Annotated in this window: 20 protein-coding genes; 11 read left to right on the top strand and 9 right to left on the bottom strand. The window is 61.7% G+C overall.

Annotated features, from left to right (window positions below):
* From K7H22_RS13085 to hpt, 3 genes are all read right to left on the bottom strand, one after another.
* Positions 1 to 891 carry a c-type cytochrome gene (locus tag K7H22_RS13085; protein ID WP_230801307.1) on the bottom strand — a complete coding sequence of 297 codons (891 nt, stop codon included), beginning with the start codon at positions 889 to 891 and terminating at the stop codon, positions 1 to 3.
* Positions 892 to 936: 45 nt separating this feature from the next.
* Positions 937 to 1416: a c-type cytochrome gene (locus K7H22_RS13080; RefSeq protein WP_230801306.1), complete on the bottom strand. Its 480-nt coding sequence runs from the start codon at positions 1414 to 1416 to the stop codon at positions 937 to 939.
* A gap of 103 nt (positions 1417 to 1519) precedes the next feature.
* A complete protein-coding gene (gene hpt / locus K7H22_RS13075) occupies positions 1520 to 2062 on the bottom strand; it encodes a hypoxanthine phosphoribosyltransferase (RefSeq protein ID WP_230801305.1) in 543 nt (180 codons plus the stop codon).
* A 96-nt stretch (positions 2063 to 2158) separates the two neighbouring features.
* On the opposite strand from hpt, the gene K7H22_RS13070 reads away from it, so the two are divergent.
* Together K7H22_RS13070 and K7H22_RS13065 are read left to right on the top strand one after the other, a co-directional pair.
* Positions 2159 to 2611, top strand: coding sequence for a type II toxin-antitoxin system RatA family toxin (locus tag K7H22_RS13070; RefSeq protein WP_230801304.1), 453 nt, complete (start codon positions 2159 to 2161; stop codon positions 2609 to 2611).
* Between the two features lie 41 nt (positions 2612 to 2652).
* Entirely contained in the window at positions 2653 to 3960 is a 1308-nt protein-coding gene (locus tag K7H22_RS13065) for an MmgE/PrpD family protein (protein ID WP_230801303.1), read from the top strand.
* Between the two features lie 28 nt (positions 3961 to 3988).
* Here the strand turns inward: K7H22_RS13065 and K7H22_RS13060 are convergent, their stop codons facing one another.
* From K7H22_RS13060 to K7H22_RS13050, 3 genes are read right to left on the bottom strand one after another with little or no spacing between them, the layout of a single operon-like run.
* Positions 3989 to 4462: a CinA family protein gene (locus tag K7H22_RS13060; protein WP_230801302.1), complete on the bottom strand. Its 474-nt coding sequence runs from the start codon at positions 4460 to 4462 to the stop codon at positions 3989 to 3991.
* Between the two features lies 1 nt (position 4463).
* Positions 4464 to 4964: a phosphatidylglycerophosphatase A gene (locus K7H22_RS13055; protein ID WP_230801301.1), complete on the bottom strand. Its 501-nt coding sequence runs from the start codon at positions 4962 to 4964 to the stop codon at positions 4464 to 4466.
* A complete protein-coding gene (locus K7H22_RS13050) occupies positions 4961 to 6100 on the bottom strand; it encodes a bifunctional 2-C-methyl-D-erythritol 4-phosphate cytidylyltransferase/2-C-methyl-D-erythritol 2,4-cyclodiphosphate synthase (RefSeq protein WP_230801300.1) in 1140 nt (379 codons plus the stop codon). The genes K7H22_RS13055 and K7H22_RS13050 overlap by 4 nt, the downstream gene beginning before the upstream one ends.
* A gap of 238 nt (positions 6101 to 6338) precedes the next feature.
* Here K7H22_RS13050 and dusB point away from each other — a divergent pair, with 238 nt between their 5' ends.
* The 5 genes from dusB (at position 6339) to K7H22_RS13025 (ending at position 13697) form a co-directional block, all read left to right on the top strand.
* Positions 6339 to 7355: a tRNA dihydrouridine synthase DusB gene (gene dusB / locus K7H22_RS13045; protein ID WP_230801299.1), complete on the top strand. Its 1017-nt coding sequence runs from the start codon at positions 6339 to 6341 to the stop codon at positions 7353 to 7355.
* Positions 7352 to 8458, top strand: a complete 1107-nt coding sequence (locus tag K7H22_RS13040) for a two-component system sensor histidine kinase NtrB (RefSeq protein ID WP_230801298.1) — start codon at positions 7352 to 7354, stop codon at positions 8456 to 8458. Before dusB ends, K7H22_RS13040 begins: the two co-directional genes overlap by 4 nt.
* A 6-nt stretch (positions 8459 to 8464) precedes the next feature.
* A complete protein-coding gene (locus tag K7H22_RS13035; RefSeq protein WP_230801297.1) occupies positions 8465 to 9838 on the top strand; it encodes a response regulator in 1374 nt (457 codons plus the stop codon).
* Between the two features lie 196 nt (positions 9839 to 10034).
* Positions 10035 to 12269 carry a sensor histidine kinase NtrY-like gene (locus K7H22_RS13030; RefSeq protein WP_230801417.1) on the top strand — a complete coding sequence of 745 codons (2235 nt, stop codon included), beginning with the start codon at positions 10035 to 10037 and terminating at the stop codon, positions 12267 to 12269.
* Positions 12270 to 13697, top strand: a complete 1428-nt coding sequence (locus tag K7H22_RS13025; protein WP_230801296.1) for a sigma-54-dependent transcriptional regulator — start codon at positions 12270 to 12272, stop codon at positions 13695 to 13697. It begins immediately after the preceding gene.
* A 56-nt stretch (positions 13698 to 13753) separates the two neighbouring features.
* On the opposite strand, the gene K7H22_RS13020 is transcribed toward K7H22_RS13025, so the two are convergent.
* Positions 13754 to 14245 carry a hypothetical protein gene (locus tag K7H22_RS13020; RefSeq protein ID WP_230801295.1) on the bottom strand — a complete coding sequence of 164 codons (492 nt, stop codon included), beginning with the start codon at positions 14243 to 14245 and terminating at the stop codon, positions 13754 to 13756.
* A 122-nt stretch (positions 14246 to 14367) separates the two neighbouring features.
* Between K7H22_RS13020 and trkA the strand changes: the two genes are divergently transcribed.
* The 4 genes from trkA (at position 14368) to hflX (ending at position 18951) form a co-directional block, all read left to right on the top strand.
* Entirely contained in the window at positions 14368 to 15744 is a 1377-nt protein-coding gene (trkA, locus tag K7H22_RS13015) for a Trk system potassium transporter TrkA (RefSeq protein WP_230801294.1), read from the top strand.
* Positions 15745 to 15756: 12 nt separating this feature from the next.
* Complete coding sequence (locus K7H22_RS13010; protein WP_230801293.1) at positions 15757 to 17274, top strand: potassium transporter TrkG; 1518 nt, start codon at positions 15757 to 15759, stop codon at positions 17272 to 17274.
* A gap of 163 nt (positions 17275 to 17437) precedes the next feature.
* Positions 17438 to 17677: an RNA chaperone Hfq gene (gene hfq, locus K7H22_RS13005; protein ID WP_090267414.1), complete on the top strand. Its 240-nt coding sequence runs from the start codon at positions 17438 to 17440 to the stop codon at positions 17675 to 17677.
* The gene (gene hflX, locus K7H22_RS13000) at positions 17677 to 18951 is read left to right on the top strand and encodes a GTPase HflX (RefSeq protein ID WP_230801292.1); all 1275 of its coding nucleotides are present in this window, start codon (positions 17677 to 17679) and stop codon (positions 18949 to 18951) included. The genes hfq and hflX overlap by 1 nt, the downstream gene beginning before the upstream one ends.
* Before the next feature lie 105 nt (positions 18952 to 19056).
* Here the strand turns inward: hflX and K7H22_RS12995 are convergent, their stop codons facing one another.
* Together K7H22_RS12995 and K7H22_RS12990 are read right to left on the bottom strand one after the other, a co-directional pair.
* Positions 19057 to 20160, bottom strand: coding sequence for a fatty acid desaturase (locus K7H22_RS12995; protein WP_230801291.1), 1104 nt, complete (start codon positions 20158 to 20160; stop codon positions 19057 to 19059).
* A gap of 200 nt (positions 20161 to 20360) precedes the next feature.
* Positions 20361 to 22838, bottom strand: a complete 2478-nt coding sequence (locus K7H22_RS12990) for a penicillin acylase family protein (RefSeq protein ID WP_230801416.1) — start codon at positions 22836 to 22838, stop codon at positions 20361 to 20363.
* Positions 22839 to 22891: the final 53 nt, after the last annotated feature.

Genomic DNA, 22891 nt, shown 5'->3' with positions numbered 1-22891 from the left:
TCAGTCGATCGGGGGCAGGCGCTTGAGATAGGCGGCTAGTGCGGCGCGGTCGTCCTCGGTCAATTGTGACAGGCCTTCGACCACAGCGGCCATGCTGCCGCCCGCCGTGTCATAGTCGGGCGTGAAGCCGGATGTGAAATAGGCCACAATGTCAGATTCGGACCAGTCCAGCTTGGCCGGTGTGATATTGGGGATCGTGCCGCGCCCGGACGGGTTGGGAGCGCCAGCCATCCAGCGGCTGCGATCTAGCGCGCCCAAGGCGCCGCGCGGTGTATGGCATTCCGCGCAATGGCCCAAGGCTTCGGTCAGATAGCGACCGCGTTCTTCGGTATCCGTCAGCTCGCTTGTCAGAGTCCAGTCTTCGTCGAGATAGAGCGCCTTCCACAGCCCCAATCCGCGCCGCAAGGTGAAAGGAAAGGCCAGATCATGCGGCTGGTCGGGGGTGGCGTCAGCAGGAAGGGTGACCATATAGGCGTGCAGATCGACGATATCCTGCGCTGTGGCGCGGCTATAAGATGTATAGGGAAAGGCGGGGTAATAGTGCTGCCCTTGCGGCGAGGTGCCGTGGATCATGGCATTGGCCAGATCGATGATATCCCATGCACCGATTCCGTGGTCGGGGTCCTGCGAGATGTTGGGTGCGTGGAATGTGCCGAAATCCGACACAAAGGCCCGCCCGCCGGACAGGATCAATCTGGCCGCGCCGCTGCTGTCAGGCGCGCTGTGGCAGGAGGCACATCCGCCCGCATGAAACACGACTTCGCCGCGTGCGGGCACGCCGACGAGACCGGCATAGGCGGAAGGCTCGACCCGTTCGGGTGTTGTCAGCCACCAACCCGCGCCAGCCAGCACAAGGCAGGAAAGGATAGTGAAGCTCAGGAAACCGCGCATTGTTTCGGTATCGCAGGCAGCGCGGTCAGGCGCTGCCCCGCGCCCTTAGCTATTGGGAACGCGGTAGGCCTTGTGGCAGGCCCCGCAAGCGCCGCCCAATGCGCCCATCGCGCCCTGAAGCGACGCAAGATCGGTGCCCGCCGCGCTGTCCATCGCGGTGGCGGCGGTGACCAGATCGTCGTTCTTGGCCATTACGTCGGGCAGGTTTTCCCAGATGGCCGGCAATGCCTTGGAGCCGTCCACGCCCATTTCGTCCGATCCTTCGGGCCAAATATGGGTCTGGTCCAGTTGCGCAAGGTTCAGAAGGTTGCCGGCAGCGGCGCTGGCGCTTGTTGCGTCATAGGGGATTTCACCCTTAGCCATGCCACCCAACAAGCCCAGATTAAAGGCATAAAGCTGCATCTGCGCTTGCCGCGCCTTTGTTGCATCGGCCAAGGCCTTGTCTGCTGCATCCTGCCCGATGGCCGCGCCCGTGGCAATCGTGAGGCCCAACACGACCCCCAGCATCTTGAAACCTGTCGTCATAACCAACTTCTCCCATATGTGAGGACAAACGCCGATCCCGACAGCCTAGCAGAGATTGGGAGACGCTACGTAAACTTCCCGTGAAAGGCCTAAGTCTGCCTTGTCATCCGCCGGTGAAGCGCACCTTGCCGATAAAGGGCAGGTTGCGGTTGCGCTGTGCAAAGTCGATCCCGTAGCCCACGACGAATTCGTCGGGGATTTCGAATCCTGTCCAGTCAGCCTTGATCGGGGCCTCGCGGCGGCTTGGTTTGTCCAGCAGGGCAATGGTTTTCAACTTATGAGGTTCACGCGACATCAACAACTGCCGGACATGGAACAGGGTATGGCCGGTATCGACGATATCCTCGACCACCAGCACATCGCGCCCTTCGATCGCACCGCGCAGATCCTTGAGGATACGCACCTCGCGGCTGCTTTCCATCGCATTGCCATAGGATGACGCTTCGAGGAAATCGACCTCGACAGGCAAGTCAAGTTCGCGCACCAGATCGGCGATAAACACGAAAGAACCGCGTAACAGGCCCACCACGACCAGTTTGTCGGTCTGCGCGAATTCTGCCTCGATCTCGTGCGAGAGGCTTTCGATACGGGCGGCGATGGATTTGGCCGAGATCATCTGGTCGATGACATAAGGACGCTGCGACATGGGTTTTCCTTGCAATTCGGCGCTCACTCTACGAAATGACACCCCACTGTCACGCTGAAACTTGACCCGCAACCAGATCCGGACGCAACGACGACCATGCCGACCCACCACGAAACCCGCCGCCTGCCTTACAGCGCGCAGCAGATGTATGATCTGGTCGCGGATGTGGCGCAGTATCCGCAATTCCTGCCATGGTGCGCTGCTGCGCGCATCCGCTCGGTCACACCGCGCGCGGATGGATCGCAGGTGATGGAGGCCGATCTCGTGATCAGCTTCAAGGTCTTCCGCGAACGATTCGGCAGCCGCGTGATCCTGTGGCCTGAACAGAAGTCGATCGACACCGAATATCTGGACGGGCCTTTCCGCTATATGAAATCGACCTGGTCCTTTGCCGATGCGGAAGGTGGCGGATGCGATGTGACCTTCTTTGTCGATTTCGAATTTCGCAACGCCGTGTTGCAGGGCATCATCGGGGTGGTATTCAACGAGGCGATGCAACGGATCGTGCGGGCGTTCGAGCGGCGAGCGGCGCAGCTTTACGCTGTCTGAATGCGCGCTATGCTGGCTTTCGAATCAGGGAGCCAGCCAAGATGACGATCACCGGACAACTGTCAGAATTTGCAGCAGAAACACCCTCATCCATAATTCCGCCTTCGGCGTTGCGGATGTTGCAGCTCTCTTTGCTGGACTGGGCTGTCGTGGGCTTGGCCGGACGCGACGAGCCGGTGGCACGCATCACCCGTGAGATGGTGCTGGAGGAAGCAGGCGCCCCAAGTGCCAGCTTGATCGGCACTCAGACCCGCGTGCCGGCCCGTGCCGCCGCGCTGTCGAACGGGACGACCAGCCATGCGCTGGATTATGACGATACGCATTTTGCCCATATCGGCCACCCTTCGGTGGCGGTAATTCCGGCGGCTCTGGCTGTGGCCGAGGAGGTCGGCGCGGATGCGGCAACCATGCAGGAGGCCGCTTTGATCGGGGTCGAGGCATCCGTGCGCGTGGGTGTCTGGCTGGGGCGCGACCATTACCAGACGGGGTTCCACCAGACCGGCACGTCAGGGGCCTTTGGTGCGGCCTTGGCGGCGGCGCGGTTGATGGGGCTGGACGCGCAGGGATGCGCGATGGCCTTGGGACTGGTGGCGACCCGCGCTTCGGGGTTGAAGTCGCAATTCGGTACCATGGGCAAACCTTTCAATGCAGGGCTGGCTGCGGCGAATGGTGTCGAGGCGGCGCGGCTGGTCGCGCGCGGCTTCGAGGCCAATCCCGATGCGCTGGAATCGGCGCAAGGATTCGGTCCGACCCATGCGGGGCAGGCCTTGGCCGAAGGTATGGCAGGGATCGGGCAGGACTGGCTGTTCGAGACTGTCAGCCACAAGTTCCACGCCTGCTGCCACGGTCTGCATGCGGCGCTTGAGGCCGGCTTGAGCCTTGCGCCGCTGTCTGCGGACCGGATCGCGTGGATAGAGGTGGCGACGCATCCGCGCTGGATGACCGTATGCAACCAGATCTCGCCGATGTCAGGACTGGGGGCCAAGTTCAGCTATGGCACGGTGCTGGCCATGCAGGTTTTGGGCCATGATACTGCCGTGCTGGACAGCTACAGCGCCGAAGTGTGCGCCGATCCCGATGTGCAGGCCTTGCGCGACAAGGTGCATATCACGGCTGATGACACGGTGGCCGAAACCGCCACGCGTTTGCGGGTGGTGATGCAGGACGGGCAGGTTTTGAACGCCGCACATGATCTGAACGCGCCGATGACGCTGGAGTTGCGGCAGCAGAAGGTCCAGAGCAAGGCGCGCAGTTTGCTGGGGATTGATCAGGCTGACCGGTTGTGGTCGCTGATCGAGGGGCAGGCGGATCTGGCGCGGCTGACCGCCATCCTGCGGTCGCATTTGTAAAACAGCTGCTTATGCGGCGATATGAATGTCAGGCCAGTGCTGACCGCAGCATGTCCAACGCATGATCTGTGGCAGCAAGGCGAACAGAGGCACGGCCCTGCGCGCCGAATTCGACAGTTTCGACCCTGGTGGGACGGCCTTTGCGGGCCAGTCCGAAGCAGACGCGTCCTTCGGGTTTGAACTCCGACCCGCCCGGACCTGCGATACCTGTGACCGAGACCGCGACATCGGCCTGTGACGTGGCCAGTGCACCCTTGGCCATTTCCTGCGCGACCTCTTCGGAGACCGCCCCATACGCGGCGAGCGTTTCAGGCGATACGCCCAGCAGATCGGTCTTGGCTGCGTTGGAATAGGTGACGACACCGCGCTCGAACACATCGGATGATCCGGCCACATCAGTCAGCGCTGCGGCCACCATCCCGCCTGTGCAGCTTTCTGCGGTGGCAATCCGCAAGCCTGCGCGCCGGTAGGCATCCAGCAGGCTATCAACAGCACGGTCCATGTCAGACCCCCAACACGCCATGCGAGATATAGGCCCCCAGTCCAACCACAAGCGCCGCGAAGACGCCTGCGATCACATCATCCAGCATGACACCCAAAGGGCCGTACTGCCGGTCAGCCCAACCGACAGGGCCGAGCTTCGTGATATCGAATAAGCGGAACGCTACAAAGGCCGTCACCCAACCGGGCCAGAGGGCCAGAACGCCCGCGCCGGAATGGCTGGCACCGATCATCACGGGCAACAGGGCAATCCACTGGCCGGCCACCTCGTCGATCACGATTTCCGAGGGATCGTGATCGGCTTTGCCTTTTGTTTCCAGCGCGGTGGCCCACCATCCTAACGCACAGGCCAGCACGATTCCCGCAGAAAACAGCGGCAGACCTCCCAGCGTGAAGAGTGCCCAGCCAATGGGTAAGGCGGCCAGTGACCCCCATGTGCCGGGGGCCGGTTTCAGATGACCCACATAGAAGAAGGTCGCGATCAGGTGGCTGGCGGTGCTCATGCTTTCACCAGTGCTGCCGTAGCCAGTGCGGCGATGCCTTCCTCGCGGCCTGTAAAGCCCAGTCTTTCGCTGGTGGTGGCCTTGACCGACACGCGGGATGGGTCAAGCCCCATGATTGCGGCCATTTCGGTTTGCATCGCCGCCGCATGCGGGCCGATTTTGGGGAATTCGCAGACAAGTGTGCAGTCTATGTTACTGATCTGAAAACCAAGTTCCAGCGCGAGTCCGACTGCATGGCGCAAAAATATATGGCTGGCCGCACCTTTCCATTGCGGATCAGACGGTGGGAAATGCCGCCCGATATCGCCCATGGCCAGTGCGCCATAGATCGCATCGGTCACCGCATGCATGCCCACATCGGCATCGGAATGGCCGACCAGCCCGCGCCCGTGTGGCACGGCTACACCGCAAAGCATCACATGATCCCCCGGCCCGAAGCGGTGCACATCATAGCCATTGCCCAGTCTGATATCCATGGCGCTCGGGTGTCCTTTCAAGATGCGGTCGGCCCTGACGAAATCCTCGGGCGTGGTGATTTTCAGATTGTCTTCATGGCCGGGGGTGATGACAACCCTCATCCCTGCGGCGCGGGCGACCTCGACATCGTCGGCGGCACCGCCCTGATGCGCGCGATGGGCCGCGAGCAATCGGTCAAAGTGGAAACCCTGCGGGGTTTGGGCGCGAAAAAGATCGGCACGCGCGGGTGTGTCTGCGACATGGCCTTGCTTGCCACGCCACAGCGCGTCAGTGACGGGCAGGCCGGGGGCTGCGGCGTCGGCATGGTCGAGTGCGCCCAGCACGTCCTGTATCAGTCGGGCTGGTGTGCAGGGACGGGCGACATCATGGATCAGCACGCGGGTGATCCCGTGTCCGTCCAGCGCCTCAAGTCCGTTGCGGACCGAGATATCGCGGCTGGCGCCGCCGGTGGTGACACATACGCCTTCGGGGGCGTCAAACACCCCCAGATCATCGGGATGCAAGACAACCAGAACCGTGTCGATCCCCGGCGCGTGCAGGAACCGTTCCAGTGTCCAGTCAATCACACGACGCCCCGCCAGCGCCTGCCATTGCTTGGGCTTGTCTCCGCCCGCACGGGTGCCGCGCCCTGCGGCGACAATGATCGCGGCCGTGCTCATGAGCGATGCTCTTGCTGGGTTTTGGGTTGTCGCACCTGTGATCCAGTCTTGCTGAACGCGTTTATCATCTGCATAGGACGCAGGCGACCAAAGGGCAATGTGCCAGTTTGTCAGTCGCTTTGCTTAATAATTAGGCAATTCTACAGGGTTTGCCTATATTAGGCCCATGTTCCTCGCTGGTTTCGTTGTCGGGCCCTCCGCCCTGCGTTAGCCAGAGGCCAACGCACAAGGATTAGGCATGCCATTGCTGATTGGAGATCACATTCTACCCTCACCGGTTCTGCTGGCTCCGCTGGCGGGAATCACCGATCTGCCGTTCCGGTCGCTGGTCGCGTCCTTCGGGGCGGGGCTTGTCGTCAGCGAGATGGTTGCCTGCCGCGAGATGGTGACAGGCCGGCTTGAGGCGCGTGACCGGGCCGAACTGGGCGCGGATGTAGCGGGCACATCGGTGCAGATCGCAGGACGCGATCCGCATTGGATGGCCGAGGCCGCGCGCATGATCGAAGCCTCTGGCGCGCGGATCATCGACATCAATATGGGTTGCCCCGCGAAAAAGGTCGTGGGTGGCATGTCTGGCTCGGCCTTGATGCGCGAACCGGATCATGCCTTGCGTTTGATTGAGGCGGTTGTCGCGGCGGTGAAGGTGCCAGTGACCCTCAAGACCCGTCTGGGCTGGGATACGGACTGCCTGAATGCGCCCGATATCGCGCGGCGGGCAGAGGCTGCGGGCGTGCGAATGATCACGATCCACGGACGCACGCGCTGCCAGTTCTACAAGGGGCAGGCGGATTGGGCCGCAATTGCCGCAGTCAAGCAGGCGGTGCGGATTCAGGTCATTGCGAATGGCGATATCACGGATAGCACAACCGCTGCCGAGGCGTTGCGTCTGTCAGGCGCTGACGGTGTGATGGTTGGGCGCGCAGCACAGGGCAAACCTTGGCTGCTGGCCGGTATCGCACATGACCTGTTCGGACAGCCCGCGCCGCATATCCCGCGCGGATCGGATATGGTGGCAATGGTTTCAGGACATTACGAGTCGATGTTGATCTTCTATGGCGTGGATTTGGGGCTGCGGATGGCCCGCAAGCATTTCGGCTGGTATATGGATCATGCAGGCACCGAGGCAGCCTTGCGTCACCGCATCCTGACCGCCAGGACGCCGCAAGAGGTGCTGTCACTGCTGCCCGATGCGTTGGCTGCATCCTCATCCTCTCGGACCCCATCCGGACAGGCCGAGCGGAGGCACGCTGCGTGATCGACGAATCTGCCCTATGGTCCTCACTTCCGGTTCCGGCGATTCTGCTTGATCCCGACGATATGATCGACGACGCCAATCCGGCGGCGGAGCTTTTCCTCAACGCATCGCTGAAATCCGTGCGCGGACAGCCCGTCTGGGACCGCGTGATGGTGGACGCGCCCATGCAGGAAGCATTCGACCGGGCGCGCGAGACCTCCACCCCGCTTTTCGTCAATGACGTCGATGTGGGCACGGGTGAGCGTGTGCCGCTGCATTGCAATCTCCAGATCGCCCCGTTGCAGGGACGGCCCGGTTTCATGATCCTGCTGATCTCGCCGCGGGAACTGGCGGGGCGGGTGACGCATTCTCATTCGGTGAAATCGGCTGCAAAATCCGCGATCGGCATGGCCGAGATGCTGGCCCACGAGATCAAGAACCCGTTGGCGGGCATCACAGGGGCGGCGCAACTGCTGTCGATGGGTCTGAGTGCCGAGGATATGGAACTGACCGATCTGATCGTCGAGGAAAGCCGCCGGATCGTGAAACTGCTGGAGCAGGTCGAGCAATTCGGCAACCTCAGCCCGCCCGACCAGCGCGAAGTCAATATCCATGACGTTCTGGACCGCGCACGGCGTTCGGCATTGCTGGGGTTCGGCGCGCATATGAAGATCATCGAGGATTATGACCCGTCGCTGCCGATGGCATGGGGTGATCCCGACCAGTTGCTGCAGGTGGTTCTTAACCTGGTTAAAAACGCCTCGGAAGCTGCTGATAAAAAAGGCGGAACGATACGTCTTCGGTCCTATTTCGAGCATTCCTTCCGCCTGCGTCGCAGCGACGGGACGGGCCAGTCCCTGCCGTTGCAGATCGAGGTGATCGACGATGGCCCCGGTCTGCCGCCCGATATTGCAGGGGATATTTTCGATCCTTTCGTGTCGGGCCGCGAGAATGGCACGGGGCTGGGTCTGGCGTTGGTCAGCAAGATCATGTCGGACCATCACGGCTGGATCTCGGTCGATTCCGTGCCCGGACGCACCGTCTTTCGCATGTCGCTGCCGCGCGCGCCGCGCGACAAGCCGCTCAGCCGCAATACCACCAATTCAAAGTCTTCAAGGGAGTAGACGCCGATGGACGGAACCGTTCTTGTCGCCGATGACGATCGCACCATCCGCACGGTGCTGACACAGGCCCTGACGCGGGCGGGCTGCAAGGTGCATGCGACATCCAGCCTGACGACGCTGATGCGCTGGGTGGCGGAGGGCAAGGGCGATGTGGTGATCTCGGACGTGATGATGCCCGATGGCAACGGGCTCGAAATGCTGCCCAAGATCGCGCAGGACCGTCCCGGTCTGCCGGTGATCGTGATATCGGCCCAGAATACCATCATGACGGCAATTCAGGCTGCCGAGGCCGAGGCTTATGACTATCTGCCCAAACCTTTCGATCTTCCCGATCTGATGAAACGCACGGCGCGTGCGCTGGAAAGCCGCCGTCGCGTCGCGCCCGCGGCGCCGGTGAATGACGCGACCGAGCGGCCGGACGATCTGCCGCTGGTCGGGCGCACGCCAGCCATGCAGGCGCTTTACCGTCTGGTCGCGCGGGTGATGAACACCGATTTGCCGGTGCTGATTTCGGGCGAAAGCGGGACTGGAAAATCCCTGATCGCGCGCGCGATCCACGACTTTTCCGACAGGCGCACCTTGCCCTTCGTGACTGTCACCGCCAGCGATTTGCAGGATATCGAAGGTCCTGCACGGGTTCTGGCGCGGGCCAAGGGGGGCTCGGTCCTGTTTGACGAGATCGGCGATATCGACCCTGAAAGTCAGGCTCGTATTGTGCGGATGATGGACAGCCCCGGCGATCAGTTGCCCCGCTTCATGGCCACCAGCCAGAGCAATCTTGGGCAGGCGATGGATCAGGGGCGGATGCGGCAGGATTTGTATTACCGTCTGGGTGGGGCCACGATCGAGGTGCCATCGCTGCGCGAGCGTGTGGACGATATTCCGCTGCTCTCCGAACACTTTCTGTTCCGGAGTGAACGCGACGGTGCGCCCAAGCGCCGTTTGTCGCGCGATGCGGTTGAACTGATGCGCGCCTATAGTTGGCCCGGCAACGTCAGGCAGTTGGAAAACGCGATCCGCCGTCTGGTGCTGACCAGTCGCGCCGACGAGATCACCCGTGCCGAGGTCGAGGCGGTTCTGGGCAACCAGCCCGAGATGGAGCCGGTGTTCGGCGGTGGCAACGACACTGAAAAGCTTTCGGCTTCCGTCAACAGGCATCTGCGGCGCTATTTCGATCTGCATGGAAATATGTTGCCGCCGCCGGGTCTTTATGGCCGTATTCTGCGTGAAGTTGAAGCCCCGTTGCTTGAAATCGCTCTAGAGGCGACCGGTGGAAATCAGGCCAAATGTGCCGATCTTCTGGGGATCAACCGCAATACCTTGCGTAAGAAGATCACTGATCTGGATATTCGCGTGACACGCCGCCGCAAATTGATGTAAAACCGCAACAGAAAAGTGGCAAATCAGTGTCGTTGCTGATTTGTCGCAATAAATGCGGTCAGGCGCTCTGGCGCCGCATCAATCAGGACGGGGGCAGCGGGTGATTACCCGGTCGCAACGCGGCATCGACTGGAACAGGCTGGCGCGTTTGCGCCGCCTGAAGAAGGTGCAGAATGTCGCCACGCTGGGGCTGGTCATGCTCGGCCCTGTGCTGGCTGTGGCTACTTTTCTGGTGCTGGGTCCGCTGGATCAGGGGTCGTCGGCCATCGGGCTGCGGCTGATCCTTCTGGTCGATCTGGTCTATGTCCTGCTGGTCGCGGCGCTGGTCCTGCAAAAGGTGGCGGGGCTGATTGCGGCGCGGCGTGCACGCTCGGCCGGATCGAAGCTGCATCTGCGGCTGACAGGTGTGTTTGCCGCGATTGCGCTGGTGCCCACGGTGTCGGTTGCGATCTTTGCAGGGCTGACGATCAATGTCGGGCTTGAGGGCTGGTTCTCGGATCGCGTGCGGCAGGTGGTGGGCAGTTCACTGGCGGCGGCCGAGGCTTATGAGGAAGAACATCGCCGCGATCTGACCGAGGATGCCGAGGCGCTGGCTGTCTATTTGGACAACAACCGCCGCAACACGTTCTTCATGGGCGATGGCGATGTGCGCCGCGTGCTGGCGCAGGGCCAGACCCAGATCCAGCGCGGGTTGCGCGAGGCCTATGTGATTGACGGCACCGGCGAGATCCGTGCCCGTGGCGAGCGGTCCTATCTGTTCGATTTCGAGAAACCCGCCGATGATGTGATCAGTGCCGCACGCGAAGGCGGCGTACAGATCATCGAGGATTGGGACAGCAACGAATTCCGCGCGCTGGTGCGGCTGAACCAGTTCGTTGACCGCTATCTCTATATCAGCCGCAACGTGGATGGCGAACTGCTGAACCTGCTGGATGATACCAAGGAAACTGCGCGGTTTTATCAACAACTCGAGAACGAACGCGGGCGCGTTCTATTTGAATTCGGTCTGGTTTATCTTGGTTTCGCGGTGATCCTGATTCTTGCAGCGGTCTGGTTGGGCATGTGGTTCGCCGAACGTCTGTCGCGGCCTGTGGGCCGTTTGACAGGGGCGGCGCAACGCGTCGGGGCAGGCGATCTGGATGTGCAGGTGCCCGACGAGGCAGGCGATGACGAGATCGCGATGCTGGGGCGGTATTTCAACCAGATGACGCGGCAGTTGAAAGGCCAGCGCGATACGCTTCTGGACAATACACACCAGATCGAACGCCGCCGCCGCTTGTTTGATTCCGTGCTCAGCTCTGTCACATCCGGCGTAGTGGGGGTGGATGCCGACGGGCGCGTCGCTTTCGTCAATAGGTCGGCGGAACGTTTGCTGGACTGGCAGGAAGACCGCCAATCAGTGTCGCTGGCCGTTGCCGTGCCAGAGTTTGGCGCGCTGTTCGAGAAGCTTCAGCAGACCAGGGCCGAAACCGCGCAGGACGAGGTCAAGGTCAGCCGTGCGGGGCGGCTGGAAAACCTGCTGTTGCGGATATCCACGCGGCGCGGCGAAGACGGTCGGCTGGAGGGCTATGTGCTGGCTTTTGACGATGTCTCTGATCTGGTCGCGGCGCAGCGCATGGCCGCATGGGGGGACGTGGCCCGCCGGATCGCGCATGAAATCAAGAACCCGCTGACCCCGATCCAGTTGTCGGCAGAGCGAATCAAACGCAAGTTCCGCCGCCATCTGGATGATCAGAACGGTGGTGATCTGGAACTGTTGACGGATGTTATTGTAAGGCAAACCAATGATTTGCGACGCATTGTTGACGAGTTTTCTAAATTCGCCCGAATGCCCGAGCCAGAGCGTAAGCCCGAAAGCCTGACTGCATTGGTGCGCGACGCGGTGCTGTTGCAGCAGGCCGGACAGCCGGATGTGAAGATCCTGACCGAGCTGGCCGATGACGCGCTGGAGACCGAGGTTGATGCGACGATGATCCATCAAGCCCTGACCAACCTGATCAAGAACGCGGGCGAGGCGATTGAAACCTATCGCCAGACCGGCGCGCCTGCGGATCATGCAGGGCAGATTCGTGTGACGACCGCGCGGATCGGGGCGCAGGCAGAAATCCGTATCATGGATAACGGGATCGGCCTGCCCGAAGATCGTGCCCGCCTGTTCGAGCCCTACGTGACCACGCGGAACGAGGGCACGGGGCTGGGCTTGCCGATCGTCAAGAAGATCATCGAGGAACATGGCGGCACGCTGACACTGGAGGATGCGCCCTGTTTCGAAGGTGCAACACGGCCCGGCGCGATGGCCGTGATCCGGCTGCTTTTGCCCCCTGTCGCGGCAGAGCAGGACGACACAACCGATTTGAGCGGCAACGACGAAGGGCAGGACACGGCCGCCCTTGGCGCTGCTGTGACGCAGAAACAGAAGAGGAGCAGATAGATGGGCGATATTCTGATTGTCGATGACGAGCGCGATATCCGCGAGTTGATCTCGGATATCCTGAAGGATGAGGGGTTCGAAACCCGCCTTGCTGGCAATTCCGACGAGGCGATGTCGGCTATCAATTCCGAGCCGCCGGGCCTGATGATCCTTGATATCTGGCTCAAGGATAGCCGGATGGACGGTATCGACATCCTCAAGACAGTCAAACGCGACAATCCCGATGTGCCCGTGGTGATCATTTCTGGGCATGGCAATATCGAGATTGCCGTGGCCGCAATCAAACAGGGGGCCTATGATTTCATCGAAAAGCCCTTCAATATCGACCAGCTTCTGGTTGTGATCCGCCGCGCGATGGAAACCAGCCGCCTGCGCCGCGAGAACAGCGAGTTGCGGCGCAAAGACGTGACCGCCGCAGAAATGGTCGGCGCCTCGCCCGCCTATCGGGCGCTGATCTCGCAACTGGACAAGGTGACCAAATCCAATGGCCGCGTGATGCTGACTGGCGCGCCGGGGGCGGGCAAGGAAGTCGCCGCGCGCTATATCCATGCTCATTCCAACCGTGCGAATGCGCCTTTCATCACCGTGGGCTGCGCCTCGATCGAAGCGGACCGGATGGAGGAGGTGCTGTTCGGGCGCGAGGGGCCGGAACGTGGCGTTGAGCCCGGACTTCTGGAACAGGCGCATGGCGGGGTGATCTACTTCGACGAGGTGGCGGATATGCCGCCCGGCACGCAATCCAAGATCCTGCGGGTTCTGGTGGACCAACAGTTCCAGCGTCTTGGCGGATCGGACCGGGTGCGTGTTGATTTGCGGGTGATTTCCTCGACCAACCGCAATCTGGCTGCCGAGATCAGCGCGGGGCGTTTCCGGCAAGAGCTATATCACCGTCTGAACGTGGTGCCGATCGACGTGCCGCCACTGGCCGACCGGCGCGAGGATATTCCGGTGCTGGCCGAGCATTTCATCGCGCTGTTCCATCGCACGCAGGGTTTGCCACTGCGGCAACTCTCGCTCGATGCTGTCGCCTTGATGCAGACGATGGACTGGCCCGGCAATGTGCGGCAATTGCGTAACCTGATCGAGCGGGTGCTGATCCTTGGCGACGGGGCCGGACCGATCGAGGTGCGCGACCTTCCCACAGGGGCCGAGAATGTCACCGAGGAGGGGCGCGTTGTCCTGTCCGGCACGCTGGCGACACTTCCGCTGCGCGAGGCGCGCGAGGCGTTCGAGCGGGAATACCTGCTGACGCAGATCAACCGTTTCGGCGGCAATATCAGCCGCACCGCGAATTTTGTGGGCATGGAGCGCAGTGCGCTGCACCGCAAGCTGAAATCATTGGGGGTTGTGACCTCGAACAAGCCAGGCGGACGTGTGGCGCATATAGATGACGAGATGGACGAGGCCGAGGAGGGTCTGCTGGATTAAAGCGACCGGTCGGACAACAGGCAGCGCATCTGCACCGCGCTGCCGCCCCGCCCGTCCTAACCCGGTGTCACGATTTGCCATGTGCCGTTGTTGTTATCGATGGCGCAGGAATTTGGTGCAAGGCGCGGCATCACCGTGGTTACACCCGCAGGGGCCGCACGCTTGATGGATTGCGAACAGGCGGGCAGTTCCACATAGGTATAGCCCTTGGCCGTCATGCACTGGTTCAGCACACGCTGCCTGAGATCGACATTGGCGTCATAGGTGCGGATCTCTCCGCCGATGCGGTCATAGACGGTGGTGCAATCGCCCTTCCTGTTACAAACTTGGCGCGGTACGATCCTGACAGGTTCGCGCACAATCCGCTGGTCTACGGGTACTTTGCCCAAAGCCTCGACCTCGCAGGTGGTCTGGGTATCGTTCATCAGGGCCACGCTGGTGCCGGCCTTGTAGTAGATCCCCAGCGGCCCGCAAGCCGCGAGCAACATGGCAGACAGACCAAGTGCCGTGACAGACGGGCGGGGCAGGGACATAAGAGCAGCGAACATGATGCAAACCTTTGGCAACGGGACAGGTGCAGTGTGATCTGCTACGCGGGAAATGACAATTCAATTGACCATCAGAGGCCTATCTGCGATCCAGTGACCTCGGAAATCGAGGGAACGCAGGCATGAAGATCATCATCTGCGGCGCAGGGCAGGTGGGGTGGCAGATTGCCCGTCACCTTGCGGGCGAGAAGAACGACATCACCATTGTCGACAACAATGCCGATCTGGTCCGCCGCGCGACGACCTCGCTGGATGTGCAAGGGATTGCGGGCTTTGCCAGCTATCCCGATGTGCTGGACAGGGCCGGTGCTGCCGATGCCGATATGATCATTGCAGCCACCTATTCGGACGAGGTCAATATGGTCACCTGTCAGGTGGCCCATTCGGTCTTTTCCATTCCCCGTAAAATCGCGCGCCTTCGCAGCCAGTCCTATCTGGATGCGATCTATTCGGATCTTTACCGGCGCGACCATTTGCCGATTGATGTGGTGATCAGTCCCGAACGCGAAGTGGCCGATGCGGCGCTGCAACGGCTTTATTCTCCTGCCGCCTTTGACACCGAGGTGTTTCTGGGCGGGCGCGCGCAGTTGATGGGCATCACGATCGAAGAGGACTGTCCGGTCGTGAACACACCGTTGCGGCAGTTGACGGATCTCTTCTCAACCCTGCGGGCCATCGTCGTGGGGGTGCGCCGCGACGGTGTGCTCTTCGCGCCCGAGGCCGAGGACCAGCTTTTCGTCGGCGATGATTGCTATGTTTTCACCGTCAATGAGGACATCCACCGCACGCTTGAAATTTTCGGGAAATCGACCCGCAAACAGGAGCGCGTTGTGATCATTGGCGGGGGTAATGTCGGTCTGGCCGTGGCGCGCGCATTGGAGCAGGGTGCCCATAAGATCCGCGCCAAGATTATCGAGAAGAATAAGAAATCGGCCGAGCATGCAGCCGAGGCGCTGGAGCGGACCATCGTTCTGAATGGTGACGGTCTGGATGTGGCGCTGCTGTCCGAGGCCAGCATCAGCCGCGCCGATGCGGTTCTATGCGTAACCGATGACGACAAAACCAACATGCTGGCGGCTGTGCGGGCCAAGTCCGAGGGCTGTCCAATGGCGATTGCGCTGATCAACGATCCGACGCTGGTGCCGCTGATGGGGCCGCTGGGGATTGATGCCTATATCAACCCGCGCGCCACGACTGTATCCTCGATTCTGCGTCACATCCGGCATGGTCGCGTGCGCGGTGTCTATTCCATTGGCGATGCCGAGGCCGAGATGATCGAGGCCGAAGTGCTGTCAACCTCGCCGATGGCGGGCAAGAAGGTGCGCGATATCGACTTTCCCGAAGGCGTGCTGGTGGGCGGTGTGCTCAAAGGCAAGCAGGTGGTCAAACTCAATTCGGACACGCGCATCGACGAGGGTGATGTCGTTGCGTTATTCTGTCTTGCCAAAGATGTTCCCGAGGTCGAGAGGCTGTTGCAGGTCTCTATCGACTTTTTCTGAGGCGGGGTCGCGATGCGCCAGCGCCTGTTGGACCAGCCGTTTTTCATCCTGCTGTCAGCGATTGCCGGACTCGTGATGTATGTGCCCGCGACACATGCGCTGGCGCTACGCAGTTTCGGCGAGGCACGGGCCTTTTTCTATGCGGGCAGTCTGACCCTGATCCTGACCGTGATGGTGGCCATCGCGATGGCCTCGACACTGCGCCAGCGTTCGGCCATGCGGAACCTTGCGGCGCTTATGGCGGCCTTCACCCTGTTGCCGGTGATCCTTGCCGTGCCCTTCTACGAGGCGCTGGCGACCACGACATTCCTGAACAGTTATGTCGAAATGGTCTCGAGCATGACAACCACAGGGGCCAGCCTGTTCGAGCCGGCCCGCCTGTCGCCAACGCTGCATCTGTGGCGCGGTATGGTTGGCTGGCTGGGCGGCTTTCTGATCTGGGTTGCGGCCTCGGCGATCCTTGCGCCGCTGAACCTTGGCGGTTTCGAGGTGACCGCCACGGCCGAGCCGGGGCAGAGCGAAACACGCTTCAACCAAGGCGGGCAGACCGATCCGCAATTGCGGATCTTCCGCGTGGCCGTGCAGCTTTTGCCGATCTATGCGGGCCTGACCCTTGCGGTCTGGGTGCTGTTGCTGGTTCTGGGCGATCCGCCGCTGGTTGCACTGATGCATGGGATGGCGGTTCTGGCCACCAGTGGCATTACACCGCTTGGGGGCGGTGTGGGCGCAGCACCTTCCGGTCTGGCGGGCGAGGTTGTGATCGCCCTGTTCCTGCTTTTCGGGCTGTCGCGGCTGACCTTTTCATCCGATACGATCACCACGGCGCGGCGGGGCATCCAGCATGATCCCGAGTTCCGCCTTGGCGTTTTGCTGATTCTGGGGGTGACGCTTTTGCTGTTCCTGCGGCACTATCTGGCCTCGTTCCAGGTGGTGGGCCAGGACAGCGCGCTGGCGGCGGTTCGCGCGCTGTGGGGCAGCATGTTCACGATCCTGTCTTTCCTGACGACCACGGGCTTTGAAAGCAGCACTTGGGACGCGGCGCGGGATTGGTCGGGGTTGGGCACGTCGGGGATCGTGCTGATGGCGCTTGCCCTGATGGGCGGCGGTGTGGCGACCACGGCGGGCGGGGTCAAGCTGCTGCGGGTCTGGGCGCTTTACCTGCACGGTCTGCGCGAGATGGACCGTCTGGTGCATCCCTCCTCGGTCGGGCGCGCGCAGGGCGGCGGCAACCGGATCGCGCGGCGTGGCGCGTTTCATGCATGGATATTCTTCATGTTCTTCGCCATGTCGCTGATGGTGCTGACGCTGACCTTTGCGGCCCTTGGCAGCACATTCCAGCAGGCGATGGTGCTTGCCATTGCCGCGCTGACGACAACGGGCCCCTTGGTCGGATCGGCCTCGGCCGCGCCGGTTGTCCTGATCGAGCTGGGCGCCACGGCCAAACTGATTTTCTGCGCGGGCATGGTGCTGGGCCGGTTGGAATTGCTGGCCCTGATCGCCTTGATCAGCAGCAGCGACTGGCGCAATTGATCCGCAACCCTCCGGCATATCGTGCAGCCCTTGCGGGCACCGGAAACCGTATCGGGGTAACGGGCTGTTTTTTGGGCTGGAATCTTCGGCCACCGCGCAGCATAGTGGGCGGGCAGGGACATTGAACCGATCCGCGGTTACAGCAAGAATAAAAGGGCTAAGCATGGCTTCCGATAAACAGAACCTTCAGGATGCGTTTCTGAATCACACGCGGAAGACGAAAATTCCCGTGACCATTTTTCTGATCAACGGCGTGAAATTGCAGGGTGTGATTACATGGTTTGACAATTTCTGTGTGCTGTTGCGGCGCGATGGCCAGTCCCAACTGGTGTATAAGCATGCGATCTCGACGATCATGCCGTCGCAGCCGATCAACCTTTATGACGGTGAAGACAACAATTGATGGAACATGACCGGGTTGCTACCCGCGCCTGGGTGCTGCATCCCGAACTCAAATCCGATCAGGACCGCCGCCTTCCCAAGCACAAACTTGAGGAAGCCGTTTCGCTTGCCGACGCCCTTCCCGATCTTGAGGTTGTGGGCGCGGATGTGGTGCGTCTGCAAAGACCCCATCCCGGCATGCTGTTCGGCAAGGGCAAGATCGCCGAGCTGAAACAGAAGATGCAGGAGGCCGAGGTCGAGCTTGTGCTGGTCGACGGGCCTGTGACGCCGGTCCAGCAGCGTAATCTTGAAAAGGAATGGAAGGTCAAACTTCTGGACCGGACCGGCCTGATCCTCGAGATTTTCAGCGACCGCGCGCGCACCAATGAAGGTGTTCTACAGGTTGAGATGGCGGCGCTCAGCTATCAGCGCACGCGGCTGGTGCGGGCATGGACCCACCTTGAACGCCAGCGTGGGGGGCTTGGTTTCGTGGGGGGACCCGGCGAGACCCAGATCGAGGCTGACCGCCGCGCCATCGACGAGCAACTTGTGCGCCTGCGCCGCCAGCTTGACAAAGTGGTCAAGACCCGCACGCTGCACCGCGCTGCGCGGGCCAAGGTGCCTTTCCCTGTTGTCGCGCTGGTGGGCTATACCAATGCGGGCAAATCCACCTTGTTCAACCGGCTGACCGGCGCGGATGTTTTGGTCAAGGATATGCTATTCGCAACGCTCGACCCGACGATGCGCTCGGTCAAGCTGCCGGGGGGCGGACCCGAGATTATCCTCTCCGACACAGTAGGTTTCATCAGCGATCTGCCGACCGAACTTGTGGCCGCCTTCCGCGCCACGCTGGAGGAAGTACTGGGCGCGCATCTGGTCCTGCATGTGCGCGACATCAGCCATCCCGATACGGTGGAACAGGCGCGCGATGTGCGCGAGATCCTGACCTCGCTTGGCGTGCAGGACAGCACGCCGATGCTTGAGATCTGGAACAAGGTCGACCGGCTTGAGGCGTCCGAGCACGACGCGATCATCGCCAGTGCCGCGCGTCAGGAAGACACATATGCGATTTCGGCGATCACGAGCGAAGGGCTGGACGCGCTGCTTGAGGCGGTGACCCGCAAGCTTGAATCCGCACGGCATGAGACAAGGCTGACCCTGCCATTCAGCGAGGGGCGCAAGCGCGCTTGGCTGCACGCGCAGGACGTGGTCGAAAACGAAGTGCAGACCGAGGAAGGATTCGATCTGACGCTTCTGTGGACCGCGCGACAGGAAAAGCGCTTCCGCGAACTTTGATCAGGTCAGACAAGAACGAAGAAAGGCGCGCATCCAACGGGTTGCGCGCCTTTCTTCTTGTAAGCTCAGTTTCTTCTTGCAGAAAAAATCCAGCCGGCGGCCTTGTTATCCTGCGCGAAGGGCGCGTTCGGCCTTGAACGAGATCAGGCGCCGGGCATTCTCGTCCCATAGGTGGAACTTCACGCAGGACAGGCTTTCGCGGAAGCCCAGTCTTTGCGCCTCGGCCAGCTCTCCATGATCGCGCAGCACCTGCGGTAGTTTGTAATAAGGGATGCGCGCATAAAGGTGATGCACGTGATGGATGCCGATATTGGCGGTAAACCAGCGTGCCAGTGGGGGCAGATCGTAATGGGACGATCCGTGCAGCGCTGCGTCGTGGATCTGCCAGTCGCTGTCGCCTTCCCAATAGGTTTCCTCGAACTGGTGCTGGATATAAAACAGCCACATGCCGATCGTGGCGGCGACCATCACGCTGGGCAGGAAGACCAGCAGGATCGGCGCCCAACCCGCATATGCGTAAAGGGCCACCAGAAAGCCCAGCGTCGCCAGATTGGTGCCCATCGCGCTGATCCAGTAGGACCAGCCGGCATTGGTCAGGCCGTAAGGGATGCGGTTTTGCAGCAGGAACAGATAAGCCGGACCCATCCCGAACAGAACGACAGGATGCCGGTAAATACGATACATCAGGCGTTGGAATGGCGTGGCAGCGCGGTATTCGGCTACTGTCATCGTATGCACATCGCCAAAGCCGCGCTTGTCCAGATTGCCCGTGGCTGCATGATGCGCCGAATGTGTGCGCTTCCAGACGTCATAGGGCGTCATTGTGAACACAGCGAGGCAACGCCCGATCCAGTCACCAGTGCGCTTGTTGGTAAAAAATGCACCATGTCCGCAATCATGCTGGATCAGGAACATCCGGAGCACAAAGGCGGAATTGGCCACGCCCAGCGCAAAGGCCAGAAGATAGCTGAAGCTGAGCGCCCAAAGCGCCAGCGCCCAGATGCCGATAAATGGCAGAATACTGATTGCCAGTTCAAACGCGCTGCGCGCCGGATCAGGCTCGCGGTAGCGGGCCAGCACACGCACCCATTCCTGCGCCGTGCGTGGCGGGTGAATCGCTTGCGGAGCGGTGTCGCTGTTAACTGGGGTCGATTGCAGCGCGGCTGCGGGTCGGGCGGCGTCGGACAGACGCTGGACGGGCACGTTCATCTAGGGAATAAGTCTCTTTATTGTCGTTAGGTCTTGCCTGTGACCCAAGGCTGTAAAGCAGAATATGTGACCTGTCGAGAAAACAACGCAGGCATCGCATGCCAACATGCCGCAGTCTCGAAATCGTGTGTCTCCGGTATCGCGATTGTGCCTTCCCGAGGTCCGTTTTTTCCGAAATTCCCGTCAGGCTGCGCTTTGTCTCAGCGCGGCAGCAGAATGGTCACGCCCACTGCTGCCGCGCGGGCAAGATTCTCGTCCAGCGACATGGGGATATATTCGCCCCGCCGCCACAACTCACCAAGATCGTCATAGTGATGGGACAGGAAGTGTCCCGATTGCCCTGTCGATGTGATGAAAACCGAGCTGTCCGGATCGGCAAAATCATAAACACCGCGAAAGCCCGCCCCGTGGACGTTCAGAAACGGTTCGGGATCGGTGCCTGCGGTGCGCCCGCGCAGCAGCGTGTGATCGCCGCCGCTGGTCGATTGGCGGATATTGACGAAATGGCGCAGCAGCGGCACCTCGCCCAACGTGGGATGGTCATGCGTCGCCTGATGTGCGTCGCCCCAGCGCAGCGCCTCGATCTGCGTGCCGTAACGCTCTTCGATCCAGATCAGGGCATCGTCCAGCGCCAGCCGCGCCATATCGGTGCAGGTCTCGACCGGCGCGCTCTGGATCACATCACACCAGATCGCAGCCCCGTCGACATCGCGGTAGACCCGCTCGATGAACAGCGGCTCGACATGGGTGAATTCATCGGCTAGCGGGCCAAGCTCGTCGCGGATCAGCCTGTCCTGCAAGGCGCGCATCCATGCGGCATAGATCAGCGGCTCCGGCAGATGCTCGTTCATTTCGCCGTTCCAGTTGGCCAGCAGGTCCAGCGCGCGCTGGCGCTGCCTCATGCGCGTGCCCTCGGGCGAGGCTGATCCCGTGAACCACAGATCGGCAGCCACCAGCGCCAGCAAGGATTGTGCGGTCACGCTGACCGTATCCAGTTGCGCCTCGATGAAACTGTCGCGGGTATGCACTTCGCGCGCCTGCATCAGCCGCTGCCAACGCTGCACCCGCTGGCTGTCGCCCCAGACATGGCTGACATGCAAGGGAAACGGGCGGTCCACGATCTTGTTGTTGGTATTGCCCAGGATCCCGCCACTCGGGTTGACGAATTCGGGATTGGCCGCGAAGGGCATGGTGCCTTGCCAGCGGTTCGTTGCGATCCAGCCGGGGCTGGGAATACGGCCTTGGCTCTGATGGCTGGCATTGCGGCGCGGGGCGGCGCCGATGGTTTTCAGGGCGATCTGCACACCATCCACCAGCACCATGTTCTGCGAGGGCGCGATATAGCCCTCGGCGGTGGCAAGCGCCTGTTGCACGGTGCGCGCATACATCAACCCCAGTCCCGCGCTCAGCGTGGTGTCTTCAGGCGTCAGCGCCGTCCATGCAAGGGCTGCGACATGACCATCGGGGGTAATCGTGCCCAGATCGAAATGGCTGCCCGGCAGGACCGGACCGTTCTCGGTCCAGCGCAGCGTCAGCGTGATCGGTGCGGCGCCTTTGATATTGACGATAGACGCGCGGGTCTCGAAAGGTTTGTACCCGTCGGGCGTCAGATATTCCTCTGGATTTTCAGGGTTCAACTGTTCGATGAACACGTCCTGATCATCCAGATAAGACGAGGTGATGCCCCATCCCAGATCTTCGGACCGCCCTGACAGCACCAGCGGAATGCCCGGAATCGTGCCGCCGATCACGCCGCCTGCCGACAGTTCCAGCCGCGCCAGATACCAGATCGAGGGTGCGCTGAAGCCCAGATGCGGGTCCGAGGCCAGCAATGTCCCGCCATTGGCCGAGCGGCTGCCTGCCGCCACCCATGCGTTCGAGGCCCCCGCCAGATCGAAGGGACGGAAGGGCGAGAGCGGATGATCGGGCATAGGTACGCTTGCAGCAAAGCGCGGCAGGGGCGCGTCGAACATGCTGGCATAACTGGGCAGGGCGGCAATGCCGCTACCGGGCGCATCGGGCAGGATATCGCGCATGCGGTCGGGATCGGACAGCGCCAGAGAGGTGCGGGCGCGTTTGACCTCGGCCCCCAGATGGCCGGACAGTTGCAGCGCCATCAGCTTGATCATGGCCACCGAATCCGCCGGTTGCCACGGGGCGACGGGGGCGTTGAACAGGAACATCTCGGGCGCGCCACGGCCAAGGGCGCCCTCGTTGATCTCGGACAGCCGCGCGTTGACCCCGTTGGCATAGGCCTCCAACGCTGCGGTGGTGCGCGCGTCCTGCACCTCGACCGCGCGCTGCGCCAGCGTATAGAGGTCCAGCCGCCGGATCAGCGTGTCGATCGACACGGTGCGCGGCCCGAACACTTCGGACAGCCGCCCCTGCACGGTGCGGCGCATGGTGATCATCTGCCACAGCCGGTCCTGGGCATGGGCATAGCCCAGACCATAGAATACATCGGCATCGCTTTGCCCGAAGATATGCGGCACGTTCGCGTTGTCGCGCACGATCTCGATCGCGGCAGCGGGGCTGACAGCGCCTTCGGCCACGGTGAAGCTGCGGTTGTAATCGGGCAGCGAGCGGCTGGCGAACCAGTAGACCAGCACCAGCGCAAAGACCGCCAACAGGATCATCCCGCCCGCAATCCGCAGCAACCACTGGAAAACCCGCACCATTGTCATTGACCTTTGCCCCTCGCGTTCAGCCCGTTAGCTAGACACAAACCGAT

Source organism: Seohaeicola saemankumensis, assembly GCF_021021435.1.
GTDB lineage: Bacteria > Pseudomonadota > Alphaproteobacteria > Rhodobacterales > Rhodobacteraceae > Seohaeicola.
This window is presented reverse-complemented; position numbering and strand designations above follow the sequence as displayed.

What these genes read in the sequence shown, in the direction of transcription:
- K7H22_RS13030 (WP_230801417.1), top strand. Translation starts at nt 10,035, where the DNA reads ATGCTCGGCCCTGTGCTGGCTGTGGCTACTTTTCTGGTGCTGGGTCCG.
- dusB (WP_230801299.1), top strand. Translation starts at nt 6,339, where the DNA reads ATGCCATTGCTGATTGGAGATCACATTCTACCCTCACCGGTTCTGCTG.
- K7H22_RS13025 (WP_230801296.1), top strand. Translation starts at nt 12,270, where the DNA reads ATGGGCGATATTCTGATTGTCGATGACGAGCGCGATATCCGCGAGTTG.
- K7H22_RS13020 (WP_230801295.1), bottom strand. Translation starts at nt 14,245, where the DNA reads ATGTTCGCTGCTCTTATGTCCCTGCCCCGCCCGTCTGTCACGGCACTT.
- K7H22_RS13060 (WP_230801302.1), bottom strand. Translation starts at nt 4,462, where the DNA reads ATGGACCGTGCTGTTGATAGCCTGCTGGATGCCTACCGGCGCGCAGGC.
- K7H22_RS13010 (WP_230801293.1), top strand. Translation starts at nt 15,757, where the DNA reads ATGCGCCAGCGCCTGTTGGACCAGCCGTTTTTCATCCTGCTGTCAGCG.
- K7H22_RS12995 (WP_230801291.1), bottom strand. Translation starts at nt 20,160, where the DNA reads ATGAACGTGCCCGTCCAGCGTCTGTCCGACGCCGCCCGACCCGCAGCC.
- K7H22_RS13080 (WP_230801306.1), bottom strand. Translation starts at nt 1,416, where the DNA reads ATGACGACAGGTTTCAAGATGCTGGGGGTCGTGTTGGGCCTCACGATT.
- K7H22_RS13050 (WP_230801300.1), bottom strand. Translation starts at nt 6,100, where the DNA reads ATGAGCACGGCCGCGATCATTGTCGCCGCAGGGCGCGGCACCCGTGCG.
- hpt (WP_230801305.1), bottom strand. Translation starts at nt 2,062, where the DNA reads ATGTCGCAGCGTCCTTATGTCATCGACCAGATGATCTCGGCCAAATCC.
- K7H22_RS12990 (WP_230801416.1), bottom strand. Translation starts at nt 22,838, where the DNA reads ATGGTGCGGGTTTTCCAGTGGTTGCTGCGGATTGCGGGCGGGATGATC.
- K7H22_RS13065 (WP_230801303.1), top strand. Translation starts at nt 2,653, where the DNA reads ATGACGATCACCGGACAACTGTCAGAATTTGCAGCAGAAACACCCTCA.
- K7H22_RS13035 (WP_230801297.1), top strand. Translation starts at nt 8,465, where the DNA reads ATGGACGGAACCGTTCTTGTCGCCGATGACGATCGCACCATCCGCACG.
- hflX (WP_230801292.1), top strand. Translation starts at nt 17,677, where the DNA reads ATGGAACATGACCGGGTTGCTACCCGCGCCTGGGTGCTGCATCCCGAA.
- trkA (WP_230801294.1), top strand. Translation starts at nt 14,368, where the DNA reads ATGAAGATCATCATCTGCGGCGCAGGGCAGGTGGGGTGGCAGATTGCC.
- hfq (WP_090267414.1), top strand. Translation starts at nt 17,438, where the DNA reads ATGGCTTCCGATAAACAGAACCTTCAGGATGCGTTTCTGAATCACACG.
- K7H22_RS13085 (WP_230801307.1), bottom strand. Translation starts at nt 891, where the DNA reads ATGCGCGGTTTCCTGAGCTTCACTATCCTTTCCTGCCTTGTGCTGGCT.
- K7H22_RS13070 (WP_230801304.1), top strand. Translation starts at nt 2,159, where the DNA reads ATGCCGACCCACCACGAAACCCGCCGCCTGCCTTACAGCGCGCAGCAG.
- K7H22_RS13055 (WP_230801301.1), bottom strand. Translation starts at nt 4,964, where the DNA reads ATGAGCACCGCCAGCCACCTGATCGCGACCTTCTTCTATGTGGGTCAT.